Consider the following 25,955-nt stretch of genomic DNA (forward strand, 5'->3'; position numbering starts at 1 on the left):
CGTCCTGCGGCGGGCATGACCTGGACGACCGCGACACCGGCCGGTACATTCGCGGCGTGATCGACTTCACCACCGGTTCCCTGTTCAAGCTCTCGCAATGCGACCCGAACGAGGTCGCCCCGCAGATCGCGGGTCTGCTCCTCGACGGCGAGCAGATCCTCGTCGCCGCGAAGACGGTGCGCGACTTCGTCGTTTTCACCGACAAGCGCATCATCGCGTGCAACATCCAGGGGATCACAGGCAAGAAGCGGGACTTCACCTCGTTGCCCTACAGCAAGATCCAGGCCTTCTCCGTCGAGACGGCCGGCACGTTTGACCTCGACGCGGAGCTCGAGCTGTGGTTCAGCGGCCTCGGCAAGGTCCGCTTCGAGTTCAAGGGACGGTTCGACATCACGTACCTCGGCCGGCTCATCGCGCACCACATTCTCTGAGCGCGGTGGTCGGGCTGCCGTCGTCAGTCGGCACGGGCGGAGCAGCGCAATCCGGTCACCGCGGCCTCGCAGTACGGCTGCGACTGGGAGACCTCGACGCGGGTGTGCCGCCCGTGGGTGGGCTGGGCGCCGAGCCTCGGAGAGGGGGTGCTGCTGCTGGTCGTGCTCGTCGGCGGGGTGGCCGCCGCTCGGTGGGTGCGCCACCGGAGCCCTCGGGGGTGGGCGGTGGCGCTGGTGACGACGCTCGTGATGGGGATGGTCGCACTCGGCACATCGGCGGTGGTGGCCCCGGTGGTCGGTTGACGCGCGACGGGACGTGCGCGACGTGCGCGATCAGCCGGCGGCGGACGTCACTGCTCCGGCGGTCATCAGGGGTGGCGGGGCCTCCGACTGCAACCTGGCACGGGCACCGCGAGGTGCGGACGACCCGGTGGGCCCCGGTCGGGTCGATCCCAGGACTGGGTGGGGCGGCCGGTCGGACGAGCGCGCCGGTCGGGCGGGGCAGTCGTGCCGCGCGGAGGTGCTGCCGGTCGTGGTTCGCTCTGGCCGGGGATCGGGCACCGGAACCGTCGGCCGCTCGGGCAAGGGCCTCCCGTCCTGCGGTCGCGGGGCGGAACGACGCCGTGCTCGGGCCGCCTAGCTCGTCGCGGACGCCACCGCGCCGGCGCCGGCGATGCCGCCCGCGGTCTGCTGCGACTGCAGCACCGACTTCACCGCCGGGGCGACCCAGTCGTCGGCGGTGATGCTGGCGACGAGTCGGCGGTCGACCTTGCCGAACTGCGGCTTGAGCGTGCCGGTGGCGTGGAGGAGCCCGATGAGCGCCGCGGTGAACGGCGTCGGCAGCGCGGTGCCGCCGAGGACGTCGGCGATCGCTCCCCGCAGGAGCTTCTCGGGGCCGCCGTCTCGCTCCGGGTAGGCGACCGAGGGGAAGAGGCCGAGGACCCGACGCTCCTGGCGACCGAGGATGCCGGCCTGCACGAGCTGGTCGAGCACGCCCTCGCGGAGCGCCTTGGTGCCGAACCGTCCGACCCAGGCTGCTGCCCGCCGCGGCTTCGTCGCCGACAGCAGGTCGTCGAAGACGCGGTCGAGCACCGGGTCACCGGTGAAGGGCGCCTTGTGCGGCAGGACGCGGGGGTGCTCGTAGGTGACGAGGCGCCGGATCTCGAGGTCCGCGAGCACCGCGCCGCCCAGGCCGACGGTCAGTCCCTGTGACACCATGCCGAACCTGCCGTCGGAGCGGAGGAGCAGGAGTGCGAACGCCTGGGGGACGGTGAGCTGCGCTGCCATGTCGGCATGGTGTCACACGGACGGGTCGTCCGTCAGTAGGCGGCGGACTGTCCACCGTCGATCGGGACGACGGTCGCGTTGACGTAGGACGCGTCGTCGGAGAGCAGGAACGCGACGACCGAGGCGATCTCGGGGGCCTCGCCGTAGCGCTTCGACGGGTTGACCTGGATGAACTCCTCGGCAGCCTTGCGCGGGTCCACCGGGTCGAGCTGCTTCATCGAGTTCTCGACCATCGGCGTCCAGATGGCGCCGGGGGCGATGGCGTTGATGCGGATGCCGTAGCGGCCGTACTCGACGGCGGAGTTGCGGGTCAGGCCGACGACACCGTGCTTGGCGGCGGCGTAGCCGGACTGGTTGCCGATGCCGCGGATGCCGCCGACGCTCGCGGTGTTGACGACCATGCCGGAGCCCTGCTCGCGCATGATGCCGAGGACCTTCTCGAGGCCGAGGAACACACCGCGGAGGTTGATCGAGACGACCTTGTCGAACTCGGCCGCGGTGAAGGACTCGGTCGGGTTCTGCTTGCCCTCGATGCCGGCGTTGTTGAAGAAGCCGTCGATGCGGCCGAAGCGCTCGGTGGTGGCGGTGACGTAGGCGTCGACCTGGGCCTCGTCGGAGACGTCGGCGACGGTGGTCAGGACCTGCGCCTCGGGAGCGGCGTCGAGCACGGCGGTCTTCGTGGCCTCCAGGCCCTCGGCGGAGACGTCGACGAGCGACAGCGCCGCGCCCTCGGTGGCGAGGCGGACGGCGGTCGCGCGGCCGAGGCCGGAGCCGCCGCCGGTGATGAGGACGACGCGGTCGGTGAAACGAGCAGTGGACATGGGTGGCCTCCTGAGGTCTTCGACGGTGAAGGGCTCGGGGTCCGCGCAGCGGGATCGGCGGCGCGGGGCAGCGAGTCCGAACGATGCGTTCGCATCGATGATGCCTAGGCTACACCTGTCGTCCAACGTCCGCGATCAGCAGCGCTGCAGGACCCGCTCCATCGCGTCGTGCTCCGCCGGCGCGACCCACAGCCGGTACGCCGTCTTCACCTCGACCTGGTGCGCGACGTACGTGCAGCGGAACGCCCGGTCCGCCGGCAGCCAGGTCGCGGTGTCGCCCGAGCCCTTCTGCGCGTTCGACCGTCCGTCGACCGCGAACAGGTTCCGCGGGTCGTTGGCCAGGGCCTCGCGTTCGTCCTGGGAGAGCTGCTGCGCCCCGGTGCGCCAGGCGTTCTCGAGCGCGACGACGTGGTCGATCTGCACGAGCGTCGAGGTCGTGTTGCCCCGCACGAAGTCGATCGTCGCGCCCGTGTACGGCGACACGAGCGTGCCGGTCAGCACCGTGCAGGGGCCGTCGCGCACGATGTCGCTGAGGTCGCGCGCGAGCACGTCGTTCCGGGTGTCGCACCCGTTGCGGTCGACGTCGAGCCAGGCGGAGCCGAACTCGCCGGTGCGGTCGTACCCGGTGCCGGCGGCCTTGCCCTTGACCGGCAGCGCCGCGAGCAGTGCGCGCGCCCGGGCCACCTCGGCGTCGGTCGCGGTGCCGGTCGCGGCGTCGACGGTGGGACGGGAGGCCCGGCTCGGCTCCGCCACGCCGGTTCCCGTCGCCGTCGGGGCAGTCGCCACGGCCGTGGACCGGTCCGCAGCGTCGGTGACCGGCCCGAGGACGCCGGTGGCGTCGAGCGCCCACCCGCCCGCTGCGAGGGCGAGGACGACGAGGAACGAGGTGAGGGCGGTGCGGGAACGGCGGCGTCGGCGGGACGTCATGCGGGTGGACTCCAGTGGTGCGGCGGAACGGTGGTGCGGTGGGACGGCAGCGCGTCAGTCGAGCAGCGAGCGGATGTCGTCGGCGGTCAGGTCCTCGGCGAACAGGGCGTCGTCGTCGATCATGGTGGCGAAGAGCTCGGCCTTGCGGGCGGCCAGCGCCAGGACCTTCTCCTCGATGGTGTCCTCGGCGATGAACCGCTGGACGCTCACCGAGCGGGTCTGCCCGATGCGGTGCGTCCGGTCGACGGCCTGCGACTCGGCGGCGGGGTTCCACCACGGGTCGAGCACGAACACCGTGTCCGCCTCGGTCAGGGTGAGGCCGAAGCCGCCCGCCTTGAGCGAGATGAGGAACGCCGGGGCGGTGCCCTGCCGGAATCGCTCGATGACCTCCGGGCGCTTCCGGGTCGACCCGTCGAGGTACTCGTGGCCGATCCCGCGGGCGTCGAGGGCGTCGGACACCATCCGCAGGAACGAGGTGAACTGGCTGAACACCAGGGCGCGTCGCCCTTCGGCAGCGAGCTGTTCGAGTTCGTCGAGCAGCAGGTCGAGCTTGGCGGACGGGATCGGCTCGTCGGACTCGGTGCCGACGAGCGCGGGGGACAGGGCGAGCATCCGCAGCAGGGTCAGTGACCGGAACACGATCATCCGGTTCTTCGCCAGGTCGTCGATGAGGTCGAGCACCTTCAGGCGCTCCCGGTTGAGCGTCCGTTCGTAGAGCGCCCGGTGCGCGGGGTCGAGCGTGACCCGGACGACCTGCTCCTGCTTCGGCGGCAGGTCGGCGGCGACGGCCTGCTTCGTGCGGCGGAGCATGAGCGGACGGATCCGGCGCCGCAGTCGGGCGGTGAGTTCCTGCCGCGCCTCGCCGCGCAGGTCGGGCGAGGCCAGGGGCTTCACGAAGTCGTCGCCGAAGCGCGTCCACGTGGACAGCAGCCCGGGGGCGACGATGTGGAACAGCGCCCACAGGTCGGTGAGCCCGTTCTCGAGCGGGGTGCCGGTGATCGCGAACTTCACGGGCGCCCGGAGCTCCGCGGCCACCCGGTGGGTCTGGGATGCGGGGTTCTTCACGAACTGCGCCTCGTCGAGGACGAGGGCCGACCACGGCAGGTCGGTCCAGGCGGGGGCGTCGAGGCGGAGCAGCGCGTACGACGTCACGACGACGTCGGCCTGCGCCGCGGTCCGGGCGACGAGCCCCGGGTCCTTCAGCGACGTCGAGGTCACCGTCGCGACGCGCAGCGACGGGGTGAAGGTCGCCGCCTCGGCCGCCCAGTTGCCGACGACCGAGGTCGGCGCCACGACGAGGAACGGCGGGGCGTCGGGTTCGGCCCGGCGGCGGTCGGCGATCATCGTGAGCACCTGCAGCGTCTTGCCGAGGCCCATGTCGTCGGCGAGCACGCCGCCGATGCCGTGCGACACCAGGAACGACAACCAGGCGTACCCGGCGTGCTGGTAGGGCCGCAGGTCGGCGTGCACGGTGTCCGGCACCGGGACGTCACCCGGGGGAGTCGCGCCGGACAACCCCGCGACGATCGTCCGCCAGCGTTCGTCGTGCGCGGTCTCGTCGGCGAGCAGGTCGAATTCCGACCAGAGGCCGGCCTGCAGCGGGGTGACCGTCATCGGCTGGTCGGGCTCCCACTCGTCGAGGTCGCGGGCCTCGTCGATGAGCTCCTTCAGCCGGTCGAAGGCCGGGTCGGCGAGCGACAGGTACGAGTTGTCGACGAGCTTGAGGCGGCGCTGCCGGCTCGCGAGCGCGGTGAGCAGCGGCGTGAAGGGGATCTGCTTGCCGTTGACGCTCACGATGATGCCGAGGTCGAACCAGTCGTGCTTGTCCGACGGCATCGTCGTCACGCGGATGTGCGGGCGCCCGCTCAGCCGCTCGTAGTCGACGCGCTCGCCCTGCACGACCGTGCGGACGCCGAGCGACGGCAGCTCGGGCAGGAACTCGTTCGCGAACACCGCGACGTCGGCCCCGTCGATGGTGCCGTCCTGGAACCAGTCCAGTCCGCCACCGGGTCCGGCGGTGTGGACGGGAGGCCCGGCCGGCGCTGCGTCGTCGGCCGGCGGCCGCAGGGTGGCCGGGCCCGGTGTCGTGGTCGGTCCCGTCGCGCCCGCCGCGTCCGCCGCGTCTGCCGGCCCGGACTCGTCCGTCACCGGCCCGGGCTCGTCGGTCTCCGGCCCGGACTCGTCGGTCTCCGGCCCGGACTCGTCGGTCTCCGGCCCGGACTCGTCGGTCACCGGCCCGGACTCGTCGGTCACCGGCCTCGACTCGTCCGTCACCGGCCCGAACTCGTCCGGCACGTCGGTCGGGTCGTCGGCGGCGCGGAGCCGGGACAGGTCGGGGAGGGGCCCGTGCAGGGACACCGGGTCCTTCCGGCCGTCGACGTGCCAGCGCCAGTGCAGGTGTACGCGGTCGTCGGTCCGCGGCGCCCGGGCCGGCTCGAACGTCGCGGTGAGCACGAGCTCGGGCGGCGTGCGCTCCGGCAGTTCGATCGAGCCGTCGGAGCTGACCAGGCCGAGCGCGCCGCGGAGCCGCGGCGACCAGTCCGCCAGGAACTCGTCGACCTCGGCATCCGGCACCGTGATGCGGGTGCCCTCGACGAGCATGCGGCGCTGGTCGTCGGGCACGGGTGCCGGTGTCGGGGCGAACGCGACCGTGGACTCGGGGCCGTCGCGGAAGACGTAGACGCCGTGGTCGCCGATCGTCCGCGCGGCGCCGGCGACGACCGGTCGGCCGTCGAGGACCGCGCTCGCGCCGATCACGACGGCGCCGTCGTGCCGGGCGACGTCGAGCAGGACCTGCGCCTGCGTGCCGAGGACCGCGCCGCCCTCGCGCTTGCCGGTGACGAACGCGATGTCGAGCGCCGCGGCCTGCCGCAGGAGCGGCCAGAGCAGGGGGCTGCGGAAGTCGTCGAGGTGCAGCCAGTCACTCTCACCCGGCAGCCCGGCGAGCTGCCCGGCGCGGTGCAGGGCGGCGAGCTGCAGGAACCAGGCGTGCTGCTCGGCGCCGATGCCGAGCCGGTTCTGCGAGTAGGGCAGCGTGCCCCAGGTGAGCTGCCCGCGCACCCAGTTGCCGGCGTCGCTGCGGGTGACCGGACGGACGCCGAGCCGTAAGCTCCGCGACGGTGCCGGCAGGGCACGACCTGCGGCCCGGGCCCGCGAGGCGAGCTTCGCGGGGACCGCGTCACGCAACTCGAACTGCAGCCCCATCCGCGTGCTCTGCGGGGTGACCGCCCGCTCGTCGTCGCCGGCGAGGCGGGCGAGCTCGTGCCTCCAGTCCGAGGGCGGCGGAGCCGGCGCTTCCGGACGCGGGCCGGCGTTCGCGGCGAGGGCACGCGCGTTGATGGTGAGCAGCGCGGCCGCGACGTGCTTGCAGTCGCCCCCGAGCGGACAGGTGCAGCTGCTGCGCACCGGGCGGACGAACTCGCCGCGTGCCGGGGTGGTGTCGACGCGGACGTCGTAGGGGGTGTCGGCGGTGCCGCTGACCGTCGCCGTGACGGTGCCGGTGTCGTCCTGCCAGGCGGCGTCGTCGACGAGACCGGCGCGGACGACGTCGCGGGCGCGACCGAAGGTCTGCGGCCCGACGAAGCGGATGACGTCGACGGCGTCGATCATCGGGGCTGCTGGCACGGCACCATCGTGCCAGCTGCCACCGACGCCGTCGTGCACCCCGGTTCCTGAGGGGTCAGCGAGGTGCGGGGCTACTGTCTCGGGGAGAGCGAGCGCGGTGGTGCGTTCCTCATCCGCCCCGATTGGACACGCCGATGCCGGACCGCTTGCGCTGGGTGCACGACTCCGACGACCACTGGAACGTGCTCCTCGGTTCCGAGATCGTCTGCGACGTCACCCGTGCCGACCAGTTCTGCGTCGACTCGCCGGACCACTCGCTCGTCGGGGCGCACTCGTCGTTCGAGAGCGCTGCCGCACAGGTGCAGGGCTGGGTGCGCTGGACCGGCCGCTAGCCGTCCTGCCGTTCCGCGAGCTTGCTGTGCTTCCGTGAGTAGCCGAAGTACACGCCGAGCCCGATGGCGAACCACACCGCGAACCGCACCCACGTCTCCCACTGCAGGAACGTGACGAGCCACAGCGACGCGATGACGCCGATGATCGGGATGACCGGCATGAACGGCAGCCGGAACTGGCGGTCCAGGTCGGGCTGCCGGTAGCGGAGCACGATCACGGCCGAGCAGACCACCACGAACGCCAGCAGGATGCCGATGTTCGTGAGCTCCGCGACCACGCCGATCGGCAGGACGCCCGCCAGGACCGCGGACGCGATGCCGAGGATCCAGGTGACCCGCGTCGGGACGTGCCGCTTCGGGTCGGTCTTCGCGAACCACTTCGGCATGAGGCCGTCGCGGCTCATCGAGAACCAGACGCGGCTCGCGCCGAGCATGAACGTGACGAGCACCGTCACGATGCCGACGATGGCGCCGATCGCGATGACGTTCGCCACGCCGCCGAGGCCGACCGACGCGAACGCCGACGAGAAGCCCGACGCCGGGTCGATGTCGGTGTACCGCTGCATCCCGGTCAGCACGAGCGTCGCCAGCACGTACAGGACCATCGAGATGCCGAGGGACAGCAGGATCGCCTTCGGCATGTGCTTGCGGGCGTCGGTGGACTCCTCGGCGGCGGTGGACATCGCGTCGTAGCCGAACACGGCGAAGAACACCGTCGCCGCACCGGTCATCACACCGCCGAAGCCGAACGGGAAGTACGGGGAGTAGTTCGCGCTGTCGATGTGGAACACCCCGAGCACGACGATGAGCACGACGAGCGCGACCTTGATGCCGACGGCGACGAACTCGAACCGGGCGGCGCTCCGGATGCCACGCGTGAGCACGAACGCGGTGAGCAGGCACAGCAGGACGGCGAACACGTCGATGACGTGCCCGTCGCCGGTGCCGGGCGCGCCGAGCATCCAGGCGGGCAGGTCGACGCCGAACTGGCCGACCAGGAACCCGACGTAGCCGGAGATGCCGATCGCGACCACGGCGACGATGGCCGTGTACTCGAGCAGCAGGTCCCAGCCGATGAACCACCCGACGATCTCGCCGAGCACCGCGTAGCCGTACGTGTACGCGCTGCCGGCCTTCGGGATGAGCCCGGCGAACTCGGCGTAGGACAGCGCCGCCGCGGCGCTCGCCACCCCGGCGACGAGGAAGCTGATGAGCACCGCCGGCCCGGCGACGCCGTGCGCGACGGTGCCGGCGAGGGTGAAGATGCCCGCACCGATGATCCCGCCGATGCCGATCGCGGTGAGCTGCCAGAGGCCGAGGTGCCGTTTCAGGCCGCCCTCGCCACCGGACTCGTCGTCGATGGTCTCGATGGGCTTCCGGCGGAAGAGGGTGCGTGTCGTCGTCGTCACCCGCCCATGGTGCACCCGGCGGCGGCCGCTGTCCCGCGTCCGGCCGACCCGCAGCCGTGCGGCGTACACCGGGAGCCATGCGCCACCCGAACCGGATCGAGCCCGCCCCCGGCCAGGAGTCCGTCTGGGACTACCCACGGCCTCCTGCCGTCGACCCCGTCAGCGCCCGCGTCGTCGTCCGGCTCGGCGGGGTCGTCGTCGCGGACACCACGGCTGCCGTCCGGGTGCTCGAGACCTCGCACCCGCCGGTCTACTACCTGCCGATCGCCGACCTGGCGCCGGGCGCGCTCGTGCCGGCCGAGGGCGCGAGCATGTGCGAGTTCAAGGGCCTGGCGCGGTACTTCGACGTGGTCGGCGGCGACGCGGTCGCACCCCGGGCTGCCTGGAACTACCCGACGCCGGAACCCGGGTACGAGTCCCTGCGCGAGCGGGTGGCGATCTACCCCTCGGCGATGGACTCCTGCGAGGTCGGCGGCGAGGTCGTCCAGGCGCAGGAGGGCGACTTCTACGGCGGCTGGATCACGAAGGACGTCGTCGGGCCGTTCAAGGGCGGAGCGGGCACCTTCGGCTGGTGACCCGCGGCGCCGGCGTGCGCTTCCGCGTCAGCGGTTCGCGTACGGCGACCAGAACGGCGACGGGAACGCCCCACCGGTCACAATGACCAGGACCTGCCAGACGAGCATCACCAGTCCGGCCGCGCCGATGATCATGCCGATCCACGACCACACCCGCACGCCGACCCTGCGGCCCGCGATGCGGAGCGCCCGCCACCCGCTCAGCAGGCAGATCGCCCCGAACACCGCGCCGAGCAGCACGTGGCGGATGGTCGACTGCGCGGGGACGATGATCCCGAGGTAGAAGGCCACCGGGCCGAGCAGCACGGCGAAGGTCGCCGGGGCTGCTGGCGGCTCGTGGTCCGGGGCGACGGCTCCCATGGAACCGAATGTAGCGAGTCGGGGCAGGCTCGCGCGCGTCCGGCGGTCACGGCCGGTCGGGAGCGGGCACGATGGACCCATGCGTTCCTTCCTCCGTGTCCTGCTCGGCCTGGCCCTCGTGTTCGCCGGGACGAGCCACCTGACGTTCGCCCGCAAGGAGTTCACGGCGCAGGTGCCCGACTTCGTGCCCCTCGACGAGGACACGACGGTGCTCGCCTCGGGTGTCGCCGAGATCGGGCTCGGCTCGGCGCTGCTGCTCGCTCCGGCGGGCGCCCGCCGCACGGTCGGCAAGGTCGCTGCCCTGTTCTTCACGGTCATCTTCCCGGGCAACCTGTCGCAGTGGGTGAACCGGCGTGACGCCTTCGGTCTGGACAGCGACGAGAAGCGCATCGCCCGCCTGTTCGGGCAGCCCCTGCTCATCGCCGCGGCGCTCTGGTCGACGCGCGGTCGGCGTCGCTGATGGCCGGGCCCGACCCGGTCGGGTCGGTTCCGGCAGCTCCCGGTCAGGAGGCCCGGCACCCCTTGGGCGGCGGCCGTCGCGTCGTCGACGTGGTCGCCTCGACGGTGCTGCTCGCGGTGCTCACGCTGGGCTCGCTGGTCGCGGCCTGGGGCATCGTCTTCATGCGCCTGGCGTTCAGCTCGTGCGCGGCACCGGGCAACTCGTGCAACGAGGCGCTCGGCGGCACGGCGGTGTTCATCGGCCCGGTGCTCGTCGCGCTCGTCGCCGTCGTGGCGATCGTGGTGACCGTGGTCCGGCTGGTGCGACGGCGGTGGGCCTGGCCGGTGCCGCTCGTCGCGATCGTGGCCGTGGTCGCGGTGTTCGCCGTGGTGCAACTGCTCGTCGGCAGCTCGGTGACGCGCGGCTTCTGACGCCGCAGACGGGGGACTGGTCCTCCACAGGTGGCCGTGGCGGTGCCGTCGTCCACCGATGAGCCGTCGGGTCCCGGGTGCGGCACGGGTGGCGGTCACGCTGGGGGCATGCCAGAGAGAGACATGCTCGACCGCCTCATCCGTACCCCCGTCCGCACCGACGACGACGTCGTCCAGCTCGTCGCCGCGGTCGTCGACGGTCCGGTCACCCGGCAGTGCTGGGTGCTGTTCCTCGACGACCGGGCCGTCCCCGTCCCGTTCCTCATCCCGATCGCCGACCTGCCGTACGAACCGGACGAGCACGTGGACGACTTCGCCTCGCTCGTCCGGGACATCGTCGAGCAGATCGGCGCGGCAGCGGTCGTCCTCGTCTGGGAACGTCCCGGCGCCGACCGGCTGTTCCCCGCCGACCGGGCGTGGGTCGACGCCTGCACCTGCTCCTTCGAGGAGCACCGGGTCCGTCTGCGCGGTCAGGTCGTCGTGCACGCGCTCGGTGCCGCGATGGTCGAGCTCGAGGACCTCGACCGGCCCGAGGCGGTGGCGTCGTGACGGGTCAGGACGCCGGCGCGGTGTCCGGCACGGTCTCGCCCGTCAGCCCCTCGACGATGGCCTTGGCGTCGGGCCAGGACTTCGCGTAGTGGTCCGGGTCGGAGTTGACCTGCACGGCGTGCGCCATCTGCGTCGGGGTCATCGTCTTCCAGCCCGGCACCTTCACGAGCTTCGCGTAGAACATCGACGCCGCGGTGTACGGGTCCATCCGCTGCTCGTACGTGCCCCACGCGCCGTTGTCGCGCTGCTGGAACAGGCCGCGGCTGTCCGGCCCCGCCGCGTCGCCGTGGTCGAGGTTGACCAGGCTCGACTCACCGATCGCGGTCATCACGCCGACGGCCTGCGTGTGCGGCCCGATGCCGAGCGTCCGCGCCGCCTGGATCACCGCGGCGGCGTTGACGAGCCGGTCCTGGCAGAAGCCCGCGATGGGACCGGCCGGCACGACGAGCCCGCCGACCGTCTTCGATGCCACCTGGGGGCAGGCCGGCTTCGACTCGGCGGCGCTCGACCCGGCGATCCCGGCGATCGAGTGGACCGCGATCACCACGAGCACGACCACGCCGATGCCGACCACCACGATGCCGGCGCCGAACACCGACGCCAGGGTGATGCCGACTCGGCGCATGGCAGGACCTCTCGACGGGCGGGACCGGGCAGGAAGAGCACGACGAGCGTACGGGCGCCGCCTGGGAACCGCACCCGCCCGATCGGGGGACCCGCCCCCGCGGGTGCGGCTCGGTCAGCATGCAGCGGTCAGCATGCAGCGGTCAGCGGTCGGCGGTCGGCGGTCGGCGGTCGGCGGTCGGCGGTCGGCGGTCGGCGGTCGGCGGTCAGCGCTCAGCGCCCAGTGCTCAGCGGTCAGCGGTCAGCGGTCAGCGGTCGATGGTCGGTCCGCGCTCGGGCAGTGGTGTGCCGGCGATTGTTCAGCGGTCGGTCCCGGCGGGCCCGTCGTCGTGGTGGTCGCGGCGCGTTCGGCGGAGACGCCAGCCTCCGGCGGACAACGACAGGACGGCGATCGCCGCGATCACGACGGTCCAGATGACGTTCGTGGTGTCCATCACGAGTCACGGTCGCCGTGCGGCGGCCGCTGCACCTTCGTGGGTTCCGTGACGAGTCCGGTCGGGGCCTTCTCGGCCTGCTTCCGCCCGTGTGTGAACCACGTCACGAGCCACAGCACGACGCCCAGCGCCAGCAGGGCGCCGGCGATCTGGTACTGCTGCGGGTCGCGGCCGGACGAGAACGGCAGGACGAGCCACAGGCAGGTCACGATGCCGATCGCGGGGATGACGACGCCGGCACGGAAGTGCCGGTGGTCGACCTTGTCCCGCCGGAGCACCAGGACGGTGACGTTCACGATCGCGAAGACCGAGAGCAGCAGGAGCGAGGTGGTGCCGCCGAGGACGACCACGATGGGCGAGTCGGGGTCGAGCGACACCCAGCCGATCAGCGCGAGCGAGATGAGCGTCGTGAAGACGATCGCGGTCGACGGCGTGCGGCGGGTGGGGGAGACGCGGGCCAGGAAGCCGGGCAGCACGCCCTGCTTGCTCATGCCGTACAGCAGACGGGAGGCCATCATCATGTTGATCAGCGCGGTGTTCGCGACGGCGAACATCGAGATGAACGGCAGCAGGTCGGCGATCGGGAAGTCCGGCGCCGCGGTCTGCACGACCGTCACGAGCGGGGTCTCGTTGCCGGCCAGTTCGCCGATCGGCACGACCGCGACGGCGCAGATGGACACGAGCACGTAGATCACGGCGGTGATGCCGAGGCCGGTGAGCATGACCTTCGGGAAGATGCGCGAGGGGTCCTTCGTCTCCTCGGCCATGTTGACCGAGTCCTCGAAGCCGACCATGGCGAAGAACGCCAGCGAGGTCGCCGTGCTGACGGAGAGCAGCAGGCCCTTGTCCTCGGGGGTCTCGAACATGACCACGCGCGAGAAGTCCGCGTTGCCGCCGGCGATCGCCCAGAAGCCGATGAGGATCACCATCACGAGACCGGACAGCTCGACCAGGGTCAGCACGACGTTCGTCTTGACGCTCTCGCTCACCCCGCGGAAGTTGACGGCCATCACGGCGAGCATGAAGCCCATCCCGATGAGCATCACGGCCGCGTTCGGCAGCTCGAGGCCGAACCCGGCGCCGAGGTTCGCGGCGAACGCCCGCGAGGCCGTCGACGCCGAGGTGATGCCGGAGCACATGACGATGAACGTGACGATGAAGGTCAGGAAGTGGATGCCGAACGCCTTGTGCACGTAGAGCGCCGCACCCGCGGTCTGCGGGTACTTCGTGACGAGCTCCAGGTACGAGAACGCCGTCAGCAGCGCGACCGCGAACGCGATGAGGAAGGGCAGCCACGCTGCTCCGCCGACCTCTGCGGCGACCTGTCCGGTCAGTGCGTAGACACCCGTGCCGAGGATGTCGCCGACGATGAAGAGCAGCAGCAGCTTGGGACCGATGACCCTGCGGAGCTCGGTCTGCTCCTGCTTCGGGCGGTCCGTGTTGGTGGTGGCCATGCGTCACCCTTTCGCGGGGCAGGGCATCCTGTCCAGTCCCACAGGAAGGTTTCTCGAGATCGCAACACGGTGACCCGACGGCGAATACGCTCCGGGCCATGGACCACGACTCGAACACCACCGAGGAACCCGTCGAGTTCGCCGACTTCAACGCGAAGCTGCTGGTGCTCGACGTGCTCTGCTACGACCTCGACGTGCTCGACCCGTACGACCCCGACGCCGAGGACGAGACCGGCGAGGACGTCGACGTCGACGGGCAGGACGACCGGGCGCGCGAGTACTACGACGACCTCGACCTCCTGCCGTCGCAGCTGGCCCTGGTCACCGAGCTGACGGTCGACTCCGACCTCGAGGTCCTGCAGGACGTGCACCCCGGCTGGGACGGCTCGGACGACCGCTTCGACCCGCAGAACTGGGACGACGTGCTGGACCTGCCGGAGCTCAGCACCGTCTTCGTCGCCGCACCGCTGCCGGCCCACGTCGCCGAGCGGCTGCAGGCGAAGGGCGTCGACGTCCGCTCCGCCTGACACCGGGGCTCAGCGCAGCAGTGCCTGTACCTGCTCGGTGAACTGCCGGGCGCCGCCCTGCGCCGGGTGCCGGACCGCCACCGCGTCGATGCCGGCCAGTGCGAGGGCACCCTGGGCCTTCCGCCCGACCGCGACGACCCGGACCCGGTCGACACCGCCGAGGGCCTCGAGCAGGGCGAGGGCGACCGGAGCACCCGAACGGACCTCGGCGGGGCGCGGCGTCCGGTTCGTCAGCCGGTCCGGCGCGACGAAGGGGTGGTGCGGGAAGATCGCCCACGCGACCGGGAGCGGGCCGCTCCGATCCGCCAGCGCGGCGTGCACGACGCGCGACGACGCCTCCCACGGAGCGGTCGGTTCCGGCGGCACGAGGTACTCCGGACCAAGCTCCCGCATGCTCGTGAAGGGGATCCCCGTGTTCGTCATCCCGCGCCAGCCCGGGGCCTCGGCGATGAGCAGGGCGTCCGCCGTCGGTGCGAGCCGGTCGAGGTACCGGGACAGGTTCTCGCGGCGCAGCCGACCCTCGGCCGAGCGCACGTCGTAGAGCGCCTCGGCGTCGGACTCGACCGGGACGGCGTCGAGGGCCTCCCAGAAGCGCTGGTCGATCACGGGCGTCCGAGCACCCGGCGGTAGACGGCCTCGAGCCCGGACGCCGACCGTTCCCAGCTGAGCCGCTCCGCGTGCTCCCGACCGGCCGACGCCAGGCCGGACGCGTACTGCTCGTCGGTCAGGATCCGTTCGATCTCCGCGGCCCACACCGCCGGGTCGCGGGACTCGAGCACGACGCCCGTCTCGCCGTCGACCACGGCCTCGCGCAGCCCGCCGGCAGCGGCGGCGACGACCGGCACCCCGGACGCCGAGCCCTCGAGCGCGACGAGTCCGTACGTCTCCGAGTGCGACGGCACGAGCACGGCGGCCGCGCCGCGGAACAGGAACGCCAGGTCGGCGCGCGACTGCGGCCCGATGAAGGTGACGTGGTCGGCGATGCCGTTCGCGGCGGCGAGCCGACGCAGTTCGTCCACGTAGTCGCCCGCCTCGCTCGAGGCGTCGCCCGCGATGACCAGGGTGGGGCGGGCCTCCTGGCTGATGCCGGCGATCGCCTCGATCGCCAGGTCCAGACCCTTGAGCGGCTGCACGCGCGCCGCGGCGACGACGTAGGGCGTGGCGGCACGGCGCGCGCCGGACCCGGCGGGGCGGAAGACGGACCCGTCGACGCCCGGCGGCACGATCCAGATGCGGGCGTCGTCGCCGCCGAGCCGCGTGCGGACGGTGGCGGCCTCGGCCTCGGACACCACGACGACCGCGTCGGACCCCTGGGCGAGCAGTTCCTCGCCGGCGATGCGACCGGCGGACTCGGGGCGCTCGCCCTCGGACAACGGGGTCTCGGGGTCAGCGGCGATCGAGTGGAAGGACTGCACGTGCGGCACGCCGCGCTGCCGGGCGACGGGCAGCGCCGCTGCGCCGGAGAACCAGTGGTGCGAGTGCAGCACGTCGTACGGGCCGAGCTGTTCGAGTTCGTGGCGGAACGGTTCGATGAAGGCGTCGTGCTCGCCCTTCGGCACCGGCTGCGCGGGACCGGCGGACACGAACCGCAGGCACACGCCCGGCACGAGCGACACCGAGTCCGGCTGGGTCGGGGCCGACCGGCGGGTGACGATGTCGACGTGGTGGCCGAGGTCGGCCAGGGCCTCGGCCTGGTGCCGGACGACGACGTTCATCCCGCCGACCTCGCCCGAGCCGGGTTCGTCGCCGGGGGAGGTGTGCAGCGACACCAGCCCGATGCGCAGGGCTTCGGTGGTGGTGCTCACCGGTCAACCCTAGCCGCGCGGCCCCCGCTGCGACGGGCGTGCCGGCGCCACCACGACGGGCTGGCGGCCCGCCTCGTCCGCCGCGTCGGTGGGTGGGGCCACGCCGCCGGTTCCGCCGCGACGCGCCAGCGGCGTCGCGGCCGTGTCGGTGGGGAAGCCCGGCTCGGCCCCCAGGACCTGCACGCGGTCGTCGCCGTGCCGCTCCCAGAACGCGGCGGTCCAGGCGCACAGGGCGCCGTCGAGCAGGTCCTCGCGGTGCTTGTGCGTCGGACCGTGCAGCACCGACGGGTCGGCGAGCCCGGCGGTCAGCGGGTGCGAGTCGAGCAGCAGCGGCGGGTCGAGCGGGGTCTCGCGCAGCCGGCGGACGAGCTCGTCGAAGGCGGCAGCGCGGCGGGTCCGTGCCTCGGCGGCCGGGATGCGCAGGTCGAGGCGCTTGTAGCGCGGTCGCTCGACGTCGTAGCCGAGCTCCTCGACGCCGACCAGGGTCGTGTACGGGTAGCACTCGAACACCGCCGGGCCGGTGCGCGCCCGCATGGCCGCCGTCGACGACACGTACCCGATGCCGTGCGCTGTCAGGACGTCGAGCAGCCGGGCACCGGCGCTCGCCGCGGACGCCAGGTTCGTCGGGTTCGCCGCGACCTTCCACCGGCCGTAGCGCTGCCCGACCTGGCGTTCGGCCTCGCGGATGCCCGTCGGGTTCGTCACGACGAGCGAGGCGTCGACGGCGATGAGCGTCCGCGGGCCGACGTGTGCGGTGATCCACGCGGCGACGGCGTCGACCCCGCGGGCCCAGCCGGCGTCGGTGACGGTGCCGTCGGCCTCCATCGCGACCAGGCCGGTCTCGTTCGGCGGGCGGTGCGGGGTGCCGAGCCCCCACGCCAGGTCCACGCCGAGGTAGTCGCTCACCCGCCCATCCTGCCCCGTGTACGGTCCGCTGCATGGCGAGCGAAGCGACGACGGTCCGCGTGGGCGACCGCGAGGTCCGGATCAGCAGCCCCTCGCGGGTGCTCTGGGCCGAGGCGGGCATCACGAAGGGCGACCTGGCGCAGTACCTCGTCGACGTGGGCGACGCCTTCGTCCGGGCGAACGGCGACCGGCCGATCTCGCTGCAGCGGTTCCCCGGTGGCATCGACGGCGAGCAGTTCTTCTCGAAGAACCCGCCGAAGGGCGCCCCCGACTACGTGCGCTCCGTCACGGTGACGTACCCGAGCGGCCGGTCGCACCCGCAGCTCGTCGTCGACGAGCCGGCCGTGGCGGTGTGGGCGGCGCAGATGAACACGGTGGTGTTCCATCCGTGGGCCTCGCGAGCCGGGGACAGCGACCACCCGGACCAGCTCCGCATCGACCTCGACCCGCAGCCCGGCACGGACTTTTCGGACACCGTGCCGGTGGCGCAGGGGCTCCGGGAGGTCCTCGACGAGGTCGGGCTGACCACGTGGATCAAGACGAGCGGCAACCGGGGCCTGCACGTGTTCGCGCCGATCACCCCGGAGCACGAGTTCCTCGACGTGCGGCACGCCGTCATCGCCGCCGCACGGGAACTCGAACGGCGCATGCCGGACCGGGTGACGACCGCGTGGTGGAAGGAGGAGCGCGGCCAGCGCGTGTTCGTCGACTTCAACCAGGCGAACCGGGACCGCACGATGGCCGGTGCCTACAGCCCGCGGGCGCTCCCGCACGCGTCGGTGTCCACGCCCGTCACCTGGGACGAGCTGCCCGACGTCGACCCGACGGCGTTCACGGTCCGGACCGTGCCGGAGCGGCTGCGCTCGACGGGCGACCCGTGGCAGACGATGGGCGAGGCTCCCGGCTCGATCGCACCGCTGCTGGAGTGGTGGGACCGCGACCTGGCGGACGGCCTGGGGGAGCTGCCGTTCCCGCCGGACTTCCCGAAGATGCCCGGCGAACCGCCCCGCGTGCAGCCCTCGCGGGCGAAGAAGACGACCTGAGTCGGGTCAGGCGGCGTTGCGCACGTCCGGCGTGGGGGCGGTCGCCTCGACGCGGGTGGTGTGCATCGGCAGGCCGACGGACGCCGTGTGCAGACGGGTGAGGCGCGACCAGGTGCCGCGGTTGGCGTCGCTGATGCCGTCGACGATCACGAGCCGAGCCCGATCGTGATGAGGGCGAGCGCGGTGGCCGTCACGCCGGCGATGCCGCTGACGAGGGCGCTCAGCTGCAGGGTGCGCTGCCGACGGGCCTCGCGTACTTCCGAGAAGGGACTCCGCCGTGACTGGCGGACCAGCGTGCTGGTGCTCATGTCGACCGCTCCGATCTGTGGCATCCGGGATGGATGCGTGCTGCTGGTCCCCATGCTGCCACGTCTTCACTAGTTCGCCTAACTACTTGGAACGCTGAGCGAAAAACGGACAGAACGCCCGTTCCCTACGTCAGCACGTCCCGCAGGTCGTAGGCGGAGGGGACTTCCAGCTGGTCGAACCCGCACGACCCGGCGTCGCGGTCGGGACGCCACCGTTCGAACTGCACGGTGTGCCGGAACCGGTCGCCCTCCATCTGGTCGTACCGGACCTCGAGGACCCGCTCCGGCGCCAGCCGGACGAACGACGTGTCGCGACCCGACGAGAACCGCGAGCGTTCCCCGTCACCGGTGACGGGCCTCCCGTCCGCATCGCGCAGGACGACGGGGTCGAGCTCGTCGACCAACGCGAGTCGGCGCTTGTCCGAGAAGGCGGAGACGCCGCCGACCTGCCGGAGCTCGCCGTCCTCGCCGTACAGACCGACCAGCAGCGACCCGACACCCGAGCCGCTCTTGTGCACGCGGTACCCGATCGCGACGACGTCCGCGGTGCGGTGGTGCTTGATCTTGAGCATCGTCCGCTTGCCCGGTTCGTACGGCTTCGCCCGGCGCTTGGCGACCACGCCGTCGAGCCCGGCGCCCTCGAAGGTCGTGAGCCACCCACGTGCCTGCTCGACGTCGAGCGTGGTCCGGGTGACGAACAGCGGGTCCGTCATGTCGTCGGCGAGCTGCTCGAGGCGCTCTCGGCGTTCGTCGAACGGGCGGTCGACCAGGTCCTCGCCGTCGAGGGCGAGCAGGTCGAACGCCACGAACTGCGCCGGCGTCTCCACACTGAGCTTCGCGATCCGCGAGGCCGCCGGGTGGATGCGCTGCGACAGGGCCTCCCAGTCCAGGTGCTCGGCGCCCGCGTCGCCGGACCGCAGGACGACCTCGCCGTCGAGCACCACGGGGTGGTCGCGCCCGCCGAACTGGGCGCGGAACGCCTCGACGAGCTCGGGGAAGTACCGGGTCAGGGGCTTCGCGCCGCGGCTGCCGATCTCGACGTCGTCCCCGTCGATCGTGACGATGCCGCGGAAGCCGTCCCACTTCGGTTCGTACCGGAGCCCGCCCGCCACGCTGTCGGGTTCCGGTACCTCGGCGACGGCCTTGGCGAGCATCGGTGCGATCGTCATGGGTCCTGTGTACTCGGGTGCGGCCGCGCGCTCGCGCGCCCGTGGCGCGGGGCGGGGCGGGGCGGGGCGGGGCGCTGCGCGCTTCGTGAGCAGAAGATGTCGGGTCCCGCGCGACGACCCGACATCTTCTGCTCACCATGTGCGGCGCGGCGCGGGCGGGAGGTGCACGGGGCGCCCAGGAGGCGCGGGTCGCCCTGGCCGGTCGCGCCCGGTGAGCAGGAACGGTCGGGTCCGGCGCGCTGACCCGACACCTTCTGCTCACCATGTGCAGGCGGGGCGGGCGGGGTCGCGTGGCGCGCTCCGTGAGCAGAAGACGTCGAGTCCGGTGCGACGACCCGACATCTTCTGCTCACCAGGTGCGGCCAGGAGGCCCGGATCACCCCGGCCGTACGACCACCGTCGGTAGGGTGGCCGGCGTGACGACCGAGCCACCACCGGCAGCGCCGGCGCCGGAACCGATCAGCCCCGTGCAGGCCGCCGCACTCCGCGACCGTGTGCTGCCGCCCGTCGAGGAGGTCCGGCCGGGCATCTGGACGCTCGCCGTCCCGTTCCGCTCCGGGGTCGTCGACGCCACCCTGGTGTACGTGGTCGAGGGGACCGACGGCTCGCTCGCCGTCATCGACCCCGGCTGGTCGGCCGACGGGGACCTGGACGCGCTCGACGGGGCACTCGCCGCGGTCGGCCGTTCGGTCGACGAGGTGTCGCTCGTCGCGGTCACGCACCTGCACGCCGACCACCTCGGCGCAGCGGCTGCGATCCGACGCCGGACCGGGGCGCGGGTCGCGATGCACGGCCTGGAGGTCGAGGGGCTCCGGCGCGAGCGGTCCGACGCGGCGGCCAACGACGCCGACGTCGCGACGTGGGGCCTGCCGGGACACCTCCGTGCCGGGGTCGTCGCGGCGTGGGGGAGCGGACGGCGGATCGGACTCGGCAGCGCCGAGGAGCCGTTCGCCGACCTGCTGCTGGCGGACGCCGACGAGCTGCCGATCCCCGGGCGGTCGATCCGGACGCTCTGGACCCCCGGGCACACCGCGGGGCACGTGTGCTTCGTCGACGAGGTCGACGGCCTGCTGTTCACCGGCGACCACGTGCTGCCGCGGATCAACTCGGGGATCGGTCTCGGCGGTCGGACCGTCACGAACCCGCTCGGCGACTACCTGGCCTCGTTGGCGCTGCTCGAGCCGTACGCCGACCTCGAGGTGTGCCCGGGGCACGAGTACCGGTTCCGCGACGTCGTGTCCCGCGCACGGGTGCTCGCGCGGCACCGCGAGGAACGGTCACGGCACGTCGCTGCGGCGCTTGACGCGCTCGACCGACCGACGGTGTACGAGGTGGCGGCGCGGGTGCCGTTCAGCGGGGGCATCGGGTCGATGACCGGGTTCCTGCTGGCGAGTGCGGTCACGCAGACCGCGTTCCACGTCGACCTGCTCGGGCGGTCGGACGAGATCCGTCCCGCCTGACCGATCCGACGTGACCGCACGGGTGGTCGAGCGCGGTCCGCTCCGCCACCGCCGGATCGGGGTGTGTCGGTACCGCGCGACGATGTTGCGCGGCGCACGCTGGTCGAGCGGACGGGGGCCGCGCGGCGCACTCGCCGTGACGAATCCGCGCCCGTGCCCGCGCCCTCGCTCAGCCGAGCGTGGCGGCCAGCCGTCGGACGGTGGTCTCCGCGTCGGCGAACGCAGCGGCGGCGTGGTCGGCCAGCGGCGCGAGGTCCGGCAGTCGATCGGCGAGGGTCGCGCTCACGGTGACGGGGTGGTGCTGCATGCCGAGGGCGCTGCCGAGGATGAGGTGCAGGACGGGGGAGCCGTGGTCCCAGTCCTCGGTCGGGGTGCCCACGTCGTAGGTCCCGCCGCGGCTCACGACGGTCACGACCGGTCGGCCGGCCAGCGGCTGCACGTCGCCGGCGAGGACGCCCGGCACGTGGACGCGGTCGATCCAGGCCTTGAGCGTCGACGGCACCGTGTAGTTGTACAGCGGCGCGCCGATGACGACGACGTCGGCGGCGAGCAGCTCGTCGATGACCTGTTGGCGGAGCGCCTCGGCCTCGGGCGGCACGGTCTCGTCCGCCGTGCGGTCTGCGGCGGCCCAGTGCAGGGCGGCGGTCTCCAGGTGGGGCAGCTGGTCGGCGTGCAGGTCGCGCCGGACGACCGTGTACTCCGGGCCGCGGGCACGCCAGGCGTCGGCGAACGCGGCGGTCAGCGCCCGTGAACGGGAGTGTGAGCGGTCGGCCGAGGAGTCGATGTGCAGCAGCGAGGGCATGTCGCCCACGCTACCGGCGCGGACGCGGAACGGCCCCGCGGTCCCTGGACGGGACCGCGGGGCCGTTCGGGTCGTGCGTCAGCGCTGGGCGTGGCGGCGACGCAGGGCGCGGGCACCGACCAGGCCGGCACCCGCCACGAGCAGGCCGAGGGCCCAGGGCAGGGCGCCGGTGGCGTCCGAACCGGTGTAGGCGAGCTGGCCGCCGGTGTTCGCCGGGGTGACCGGTGCGACCGGTGCCGCAGCCGGGACCGGCTTCGGCGCGACGACGGGCGCGACCGCGGTCGGCTGGACGTCGACGGCGAACGAGGTGGCGAAGTCGCCCGATGCGACGGTCAGGTTGTGGACCGACGCGTGCGGGAAGGTGACGTCGACGACGCCGTAGTCGCCCGCGTCCGGGTCCGGCGCGATGACGTCGCTCGCGACGTCCGACGTGACGGTCGGCATCAGGACGGGGGCGTCGTCGTCCAGGAGGCCGATCGGGTTGGCCCAGCGGTCCACGAGACCACCGGCGACGATGAGCGTTCCGCCCTGCTCGATGGTCGGGCGACCACCCTCGGCGTAGCCCACGGGCCCGCCGAGGGTGATGACGCTGCCGTCGGGCTCGATGATCCAGAACAGCCGGTCCCCGAAGTCCTCGTCCTCGAAGAGACCCGCTCGGTCGGTCGTCGTGACCAGGATCCCGGCCGCAGCTCCGGCTTCGACGGTCAACGAGACGTACTGCGTGACGGACTCGGTGCCGCTCGTCGCGGTGACGGCGAACTCCCAGTCGTACGCGTCGGTCGTGGTGCCGCTGAGCTCACCGGTCGAGGCGTCGAACGCGAGTCCTTCCGGCAGCTGGTCCTCGGGGGCGTAGTCGTCCTCCGGGTACTCCTCGGCGAGTTCGGCGTCGTCGGGGTCGAACCAGGCGAGCGCGTACGTCGGCGTGGGCGAGCCCTGGGCGCGGAAGACGTGCGAGAACGCGTCACCGGCCGTGGCGGACAGCTCGAGCGGGTGCTCCGGGCTGGCGCCCACGGTGGTCGGGGTGCCGGACGTGTCGAGGAACGCCGGGTCCTGCGTGACGGGGGCCGTCGCGTCCGAGGTCACCGTGGTGGTCTCCGTCGCGCCGGGCAGGGTGCCGGTGACGGCGACGGTGATGGTGGTGCGGACGTCGGTCGGGTCGACCTCGTAGGTGGCGGTCTTCGACAGCACCAGGCCGTCGCGGTCCTTCCACTCGTACTTGTAGCCGAGGTCGCTGTCGAACCCGGTCGTCACGGCGCTGAGCAGCGAGCCGACCTTCGGCTTCCCCGTGATGGTGACGGTCGCGTCCTCGGCCTGCACGGTGACGCCCGCCTTCGGGGTGGCGGTCGGCTTCGCGGTCGCCTCGGGCGCGGGAGTCTCGGTCGGTGCGGGCGACACCGGCGCAGCCGGCTCGGTGGTGGCCGGGGTGGTCGGCTCCTCGGAGGGGACCTGCGGAGCGGGCGTCTCGTCCGCCGGCGCCGGGCTGTCCGACGGGGCCGGCTCGTCCGTGGGGGCCGGGGCCGGGGCCGGAGTCTCCTCGGTGACGACGGGCTGCGTCGTGTCGAGCGGCTCGGCGGCGCTGGCGGCGGTCGCGGTCATGATGCCGAGTCCGGTGGTCAGGCCGACGAGGGCGACGGTGGTGCCGACGGCGCAGGCGCGACGAACGGCGGAGGTGCTGCGGTGCACGGGTTCCCCCCAGGGGTCAGGTCCGGCAGCGTGCCGGATCATGTGAATCAGCCGAGAATCGTCGGCGTTCTCGGATCGTAGCGTCGCGGTGGCGCCCGAACGGGCGCCGAGACGCGAATGTGACCTGGGCTGGGGGCACCGCGCGCTGGTCCGGGCGCACGGGGCGACGGACGGGAGGCGCGGGGCGGCGCCGCCCCGTGCCTCCCGTCCGTCGGTGGTCGCGTCTCAGGCGCGTCGGCGACGCAGACGGTGCACCAGGAGCCCGCCGCCGGCGGCGAGCAGGCCCAGGGCCCACGCGAGCGGGGAGGACGCATCCGCGCCGGTGAACGCCAGCTGTCCGGTCCCTGCACCCGCGACCGGGGTGGTCCCCGCGGGTGCCGCCACCGTGGCGGTGACCTCGACCGGGACACGGACCGACACGTCGTCGATCGTGACCGTGACGATGTGCCGTGACGCGTCGACGAACCTGATGCGCGGCTCGAACGCACCGTTCGGCAGCGTGACCTCGTCGCTGGCGACGCTGCTCGTCACGACGGGCCGGCGGTCGTCGGCACCGGCGGCCTCGTTGCCGTACGCGTCCACCGGCGTCACGCGCAGGTGCATCGTCGAACCCTGCGACGCGGGCACGGCATCGGTGGGGACGACCTCGGTGCTCTCGGCGAAGACCTCGCGGAGCCCGTCCTCGTCCTGCAGCCACGCCCGCGGCGTACCGACCACACCGACGAGCAGCCGGACCCCGCTGGTCGCTGCCGGCCGGACCACCAGGTGGACGTACGCCGTCGCGGCCCGGGAGCCGTTCATCGCCATGACCTGGAAGTCGTACTCGCCGGCCACCGTCGGCGTGCCGCTCAGCACGCCGCTCGTGTCACCCACGGCGAGACCGTCGGGGGCCGTCGGGTACTGGTTGCCCGGCACCGGGAACGCCGTCGGTCCGCTCAACAGCACGTAGTGCAGCTCCGTCGACGACCCCGTCGCGGTGAAGGTGCGCTCGATCTCCTCGCCCGCGGTCGTCTCGATCCGGATCGGCGACTCCGGCGTCGACGGCTCGGTGAACGTGATGGTGTCCGGCGCGCCGGATTCGTCGGTGTCCTCGGGTGCGTCGGCTGCTGCGGGCGCTGCGGGCGCTGCGGACGCTGCGGGCGTCCCGGGTGCCGCGGGCTCGGGTGCCGTGGGCTGCGGTGTCGCCGTCTCGGGGGCGGGACCCGGCGTCAGGGCGGAGGACGGGCCTCCCGGTCGGTCGTCGGCGTCGCCCGTCGTGACGGGCACGACGGGCGCGGCGGGCGTGCTGCCGGGCGTACCGGTGCTCGGGTTGCTCGCCGTGCTCGTGGCGGCCGTGGGCTCGGCCGCGACGGCGGTCGCGGCGCCGATGCCGAACGCCGACGACGCGGTGACGATGGCGACGGCCGCGCCGATGGCGGCGACCCGTCGCGTGGTGGAGGTGCAGGGCAGGTTCACGGGATCCCCCTCGGATGCCGGTCGGGGCACCGGCTGGTGCCCTCATCCAGGAGGTGTCGTGCACGCACCGATCCTGACGGACGCCCGGGTCTCGGTTCGGTCACGGCGCCGACGGGCGGGCGGGTCAGTCGCCGACGGCGGCGGCTGCCCGTTCGAGCGCGGCGCGGAGCGCCCGGACCGCCGGCGAGGACGACCCCGCGGTCCGCACGACGGTGAAGATCGTGCGCCGCGGCCGCTCCGGCAGGTCGAGCAGCCGGCACGTCGTCGTCCGGCCCGTCCACATCAGGTCGGGCATCAGGCTGACGGCGTTGCCGGACTCGACCAGCCGGATCTGCGTCTGCAGGTCGGCGGTCTCGTACCGGACGTCCGGCTCGAAGCCCCAACGTCGGCAGACCTGCTCGGCGAAGTGCCGCGAGGCGGTGCCCCGCGGCTCCATGACCCACGGCATCGCCGCGGCGTCCTCGAGCGACGACACCGGCAGCAGCGCGGTGTCGAGCGGGGGGAGCGCCAGACGGACGGCGTCCGTCGTCAGGTCGGAGCGGTCGAGCCCGGGCAGGTGGGGTGCGGCGTGTGCCGGGTACTGCTCGGCGATGACCATGTCGAAGTCGCGCGCCCACGTCTCGTTCAGGGCGGTCTCCGGCTCGCGCTGCACCATCTCGACCCGCACGTCCGGGTGCTCCGTCGCCATCTCGTGCAGGGCGTTCGGCATGAGCGCGAGCGCCGCCGACTGGAACACCGCCACCCGGACCCGGCCCTGCACCGCCGGCAGGGTCTCCTCGACCTGCGCCTGCGCCTGCTCGAGCACGTCGAGCACGTGCCCGGCGGCGGAGACGAGCACCTCGGCCTGCGGGGTGAGCTGCAGGCGTCGCCCGGCCTTGCGCAGGAGCTGCACACCGGCCTCGCGCTCCAGTGCGCTGAGCTGCTGCGACACGGCCGAGGGCGTGAAGTTCACCGCCTCGGCGACGGCCGCGATCGTGCCGCGGATGGAGAGCTCCCGCAGGAGCACGAGGCGGCGGACGTCGAGCATGACGACACGGTAGTACAGCTTCACGGTACTCATCAGAAGAGATCGCTTCCGCTACCGCATCGGTGGCCGCCAC

29 protein-coding genes are annotated in these 25,955 nt (G+C 72.9%); 10 read left to right on the forward strand and 19 right to left on the reverse strand.

Annotated features, from left to right (window positions below):
* Positions 1-56: 56 nt before the first annotated feature.
* Positions 57-431 carry a PH domain-containing protein gene (locus DEI99_RS06720; RefSeq protein ID WP_111042123.1) on the forward strand — a complete coding sequence of 125 codons (375 nt, stop codon included), beginning with the start codon at positions 57-59 and terminating at the stop codon, positions 429-431.
* A gap of 147 nt (positions 432-578) precedes the next feature.
* Entirely contained in the window at positions 579-734 is a 156-nt protein-coding gene (locus DEI99_RS06725; RefSeq protein WP_181434477.1) for a hypothetical protein, read from the forward strand.
* 333 nt (positions 735-1,067) lie between these two features.
* Here DEI99_RS06725 and DEI99_RS06730 read toward each other — a convergent pair whose 3' ends face one another.
* The 4 genes from DEI99_RS06730 to DEI99_RS06745 all read right to left on the reverse strand — a co-directional run bounded on the left by DEI99_RS06730 (position 1,068) and on the right by DEI99_RS06745 (position 7,090).
* Entirely contained in the window at positions 1,068-1,718 is a 651-nt protein-coding gene (locus tag DEI99_RS06730; RefSeq protein WP_111042121.1) for a GOLPH3/VPS74 family protein, read from the reverse strand.
* A gap of 32 nt (positions 1,719-1,750) precedes the next feature.
* Positions 1,751-2,539, reverse strand: a complete 789-nt coding sequence (locus DEI99_RS06735; RefSeq protein ID WP_071254399.1) for an SDR family oxidoreductase — start codon at positions 2,537-2,539, stop codon at positions 1,751-1,753.
* 135 nt (positions 2,540-2,674) lie between these two features.
* Complete coding sequence (locus DEI99_RS06740; RefSeq protein ID WP_111042120.1) at positions 2,675-3,466, reverse strand: HNH endonuclease family protein; 792 nt, start codon at positions 3,464-3,466, stop codon at positions 2,675-2,677.
* Positions 3,467-3,520: 54 nt separating this feature from the next.
* A complete protein-coding gene (locus DEI99_RS06745) occupies positions 3,521-7,090 on the reverse strand; it encodes a DEAD/DEAH box helicase (RefSeq protein ID WP_146247137.1) in 3,570 nt (1,189 codons plus the stop codon).
* Positions 7,091-7,224: 134 nt separating this feature from the next.
* Between DEI99_RS06745 and DEI99_RS06750 the strand changes: the two genes are divergently transcribed.
* Positions 7,225-7,422, forward strand: coding sequence for a hypothetical protein (locus DEI99_RS06750; RefSeq protein WP_071254406.1), 198 nt, complete (start codon positions 7,225-7,227; stop codon positions 7,420-7,422).
* Here the strand turns inward: DEI99_RS06750 and DEI99_RS06755 are convergent.
* Positions 7,419-8,831: an amino acid permease gene (locus DEI99_RS06755; RefSeq protein ID WP_111042142.1), complete on the reverse strand. Its 1,413-nt coding sequence runs from the start codon at positions 8,829-8,831 to the stop codon at positions 7,419-7,421. The genes DEI99_RS06750 and DEI99_RS06755 overlap by 4 nt on opposite strands.
* A gap of 77 nt (positions 8,832-8,908) precedes the next feature.
* On the opposite strand from DEI99_RS06755, the gene DEI99_RS06760 reads away from it, so the two are divergent.
* Entirely contained in the window at positions 8,909-9,406 is a 498-nt protein-coding gene (locus DEI99_RS06760) for a DUF427 domain-containing protein (RefSeq protein ID WP_071254411.1), read from the forward strand.
* Between the two features lie 27 nt (positions 9,407-9,433).
* On the opposite strand, the gene DEI99_RS06765 is transcribed toward DEI99_RS06760, so the two are convergent.
* Complete coding sequence (locus DEI99_RS06765) at positions 9,434-9,766, reverse strand: hypothetical protein (RefSeq protein ID WP_111042118.1); 333 nt, start codon at positions 9,764-9,766, stop codon at positions 9,434-9,436.
* A gap of 79 nt (positions 9,767-9,845) precedes the next feature.
* Between DEI99_RS06765 and DEI99_RS06770 the strand changes: the two genes are divergently transcribed.
* From DEI99_RS06770 to DEI99_RS06780, 3 genes are all read left to right on the forward strand, one after another.
* Positions 9,846-10,226 (forward strand): DoxX family protein, encoded by a 381-nt coding sequence (locus DEI99_RS06770; RefSeq protein ID WP_071254415.1) that lies wholly within the window; start codon positions 9,846-9,848, stop codon positions 10,224-10,226.
* Positions 10,199-10,636 carry a hypothetical protein gene (locus DEI99_RS06775; protein ID WP_220037163.1) on the forward strand — a complete coding sequence of 146 codons (438 nt, stop codon included), beginning with the start codon at positions 10,199-10,201 and terminating at the stop codon, positions 10,634-10,636. Before DEI99_RS06770 ends, DEI99_RS06775 begins: the two co-directional genes overlap by 28 nt.
* A 108-nt stretch (positions 10,637-10,744) precedes the next feature.
* On the forward strand, positions 10,745-11,185 hold the full coding sequence (locus DEI99_RS06780) for a hypothetical protein (RefSeq protein WP_146247135.1): 441 nt from the start codon (positions 10,745-10,747) through the stop codon (positions 11,183-11,185).
* 4 nt (positions 11,186-11,189) lie between these two features.
* Here the strand turns inward: DEI99_RS06780 and DEI99_RS06785 are convergent, their stop codons facing one another.
* The 3 genes from DEI99_RS06785 to DEI99_RS06795 all read right to left on the reverse strand — a co-directional run bounded on the left by DEI99_RS06785 (position 11,190) and on the right by DEI99_RS06795 (position 13,697).
* Entirely contained in the window at positions 11,190-11,810 is a 621-nt protein-coding gene (locus DEI99_RS06785; protein ID WP_111042115.1) for a hypothetical protein, read from the reverse strand.
* 298 nt (positions 11,811-12,108) lie between these two features.
* On the reverse strand, positions 12,109-12,243 hold the full coding sequence (locus DEI99_RS06790; protein ID WP_258369453.1) for a hypothetical protein: 135 nt from the start codon (positions 12,241-12,243) through the stop codon (positions 12,109-12,111).
* Positions 12,243-13,697 carry an APC family permease gene (locus DEI99_RS06795; RefSeq protein ID WP_071297351.1) on the reverse strand — a complete coding sequence of 485 codons (1,455 nt, stop codon included), beginning with the start codon at positions 13,695-13,697 and terminating at the stop codon, positions 12,243-12,245. Before DEI99_RS06795 ends, DEI99_RS06790 begins: the two co-directional genes overlap by 1 nt.
* A gap of 98 nt (positions 13,698-13,795) precedes the next feature.
* On the opposite strand from DEI99_RS06795, the gene DEI99_RS06800 reads away from it, so the two are divergent.
* Positions 13,796-14,224: a DUF6892 domain-containing protein gene (locus tag DEI99_RS06800; protein WP_111042114.1), complete on the forward strand. Its 429-nt coding sequence runs from the start codon at positions 13,796-13,798 to the stop codon at positions 14,222-14,224.
* A gap of 9 nt (positions 14,225-14,233) precedes the next feature.
* Here DEI99_RS06800 and DEI99_RS06805 read toward each other — a convergent pair whose 3' ends face one another.
* The 3 genes from DEI99_RS06805 to DEI99_RS06815 are packed head-to-tail and all read right to left on the reverse strand — an operon-like array spanning position 14,234 to position 16,935.
* Complete coding sequence (locus DEI99_RS06805; protein WP_111042113.1) at positions 14,234-14,830, reverse strand: uracil-DNA glycosylase; 597 nt, start codon at positions 14,828-14,830, stop codon at positions 14,234-14,236.
* Positions 14,827-16,029: a glycosyltransferase gene (locus DEI99_RS06810; protein ID WP_111042112.1), complete on the reverse strand. Its 1,203-nt coding sequence runs from the start codon at positions 16,027-16,029 to the stop codon at positions 14,827-14,829. The genes DEI99_RS06805 and DEI99_RS06810 overlap by 4 nt, the downstream gene beginning before the upstream one ends.
* Before the next feature lie 9 nt (positions 16,030-16,038).
* The gene (locus DEI99_RS06815; RefSeq protein ID WP_111042111.1) at positions 16,039-16,935 is read right to left on the reverse strand and encodes a DUF429 domain-containing protein; all 897 of its coding nucleotides are present in this window, start codon (positions 16,933-16,935) and stop codon (positions 16,039-16,041) included.
* A 32-nt stretch (positions 16,936-16,967) separates the two neighbouring features.
* Between DEI99_RS06815 and ligD the strand changes: the two genes are divergently transcribed.
* On the forward strand, positions 16,968-17,978 hold the full coding sequence (gene ligD / locus DEI99_RS06820; protein WP_111042110.1) for a non-homologous end-joining DNA ligase: 1,011 nt from the start codon (positions 16,968-16,970) through the stop codon (positions 17,976-17,978).
* 6 nt (positions 17,979-17,984) lie between these two features.
* On the opposite strand, the gene DEI99_RS06825 is transcribed toward ligD, so the two are convergent.
* The 3 genes from DEI99_RS06825 to DEI99_RS06835 form a co-directional block, all read right to left on the reverse strand.
* Positions 17,985-18,128, reverse strand: a complete 144-nt coding sequence (locus DEI99_RS06825; protein WP_175472185.1) for a hypothetical protein — start codon at positions 18,126-18,128, stop codon at positions 17,985-17,987.
* A complete protein-coding gene (locus tag DEI99_RS06830) occupies positions 18,125-18,286 on the reverse strand; it encodes a hypothetical protein (RefSeq protein WP_175472186.1) in 162 nt (53 codons plus the stop codon). The genes DEI99_RS06825 and DEI99_RS06830 overlap by 4 nt, the downstream gene beginning before the upstream one ends.
* 125 nt (positions 18,287-18,411) lie before the next feature.
* Positions 18,412-19,455, reverse strand: coding sequence for an ATP-dependent DNA ligase (locus DEI99_RS06835; protein ID WP_111042109.1), 1,044 nt, complete (start codon positions 19,453-19,455; stop codon positions 18,412-18,414).
* Positions 19,456-19,871: 416 nt separating this feature from the next.
* Between DEI99_RS06835 and DEI99_RS06840 the strand changes: the two genes are divergently transcribed.
* Entirely contained in the window at positions 19,872-20,915 is a 1,044-nt protein-coding gene (locus DEI99_RS06840) for an MBL fold metallo-hydrolase (protein WP_284180969.1), read from the forward strand.
* A gap of 169 nt (positions 20,916-21,084) precedes the next feature.
* On the opposite strand, the gene DEI99_RS06845 is transcribed toward DEI99_RS06840, so the two are convergent.
* From DEI99_RS06845 to DEI99_RS06860, 4 genes are all read right to left on the reverse strand, one after another.
* Positions 21,085-21,717, reverse strand: coding sequence for an FMN-dependent NADH-azoreductase (locus DEI99_RS06845; protein ID WP_071297343.1), 633 nt, complete (start codon positions 21,715-21,717; stop codon positions 21,085-21,087).
* A gap of 78 nt (positions 21,718-21,795) precedes the next feature.
* Entirely contained in the window at positions 21,796-23,400 is a 1,605-nt protein-coding gene (locus DEI99_RS06850) for a putative Ig domain-containing protein (RefSeq protein WP_284180970.1), read from the reverse strand.
* 225 nt (positions 23,401-23,625) lie between these two features.
* Positions 23,626-24,855 (reverse strand): putative Ig domain-containing protein, encoded by a 1,230-nt coding sequence (locus DEI99_RS06855; protein ID WP_111042973.1) that lies wholly within the window; start codon positions 24,853-24,855, stop codon positions 23,626-23,628.
* A 124-nt stretch (positions 24,856-24,979) separates the two neighbouring features.
* A complete protein-coding gene (locus tag DEI99_RS06860; protein ID WP_111042986.1) occupies positions 24,980-25,882 on the reverse strand; it encodes a LysR family transcriptional regulator in 903 nt (300 codons plus the stop codon).
* Positions 25,883-25,955 lie beyond the last annotated feature (73 nt).

Origin of the sequence: Curtobacterium sp. MCLR17_036, from assembly GCF_003234445.2 — a bacterium.
In the GTDB taxonomy this organism is placed as follows: Bacteria; Actinomycetota; Actinomycetes; order Actinomycetales; family Microbacteriaceae; genus Curtobacterium.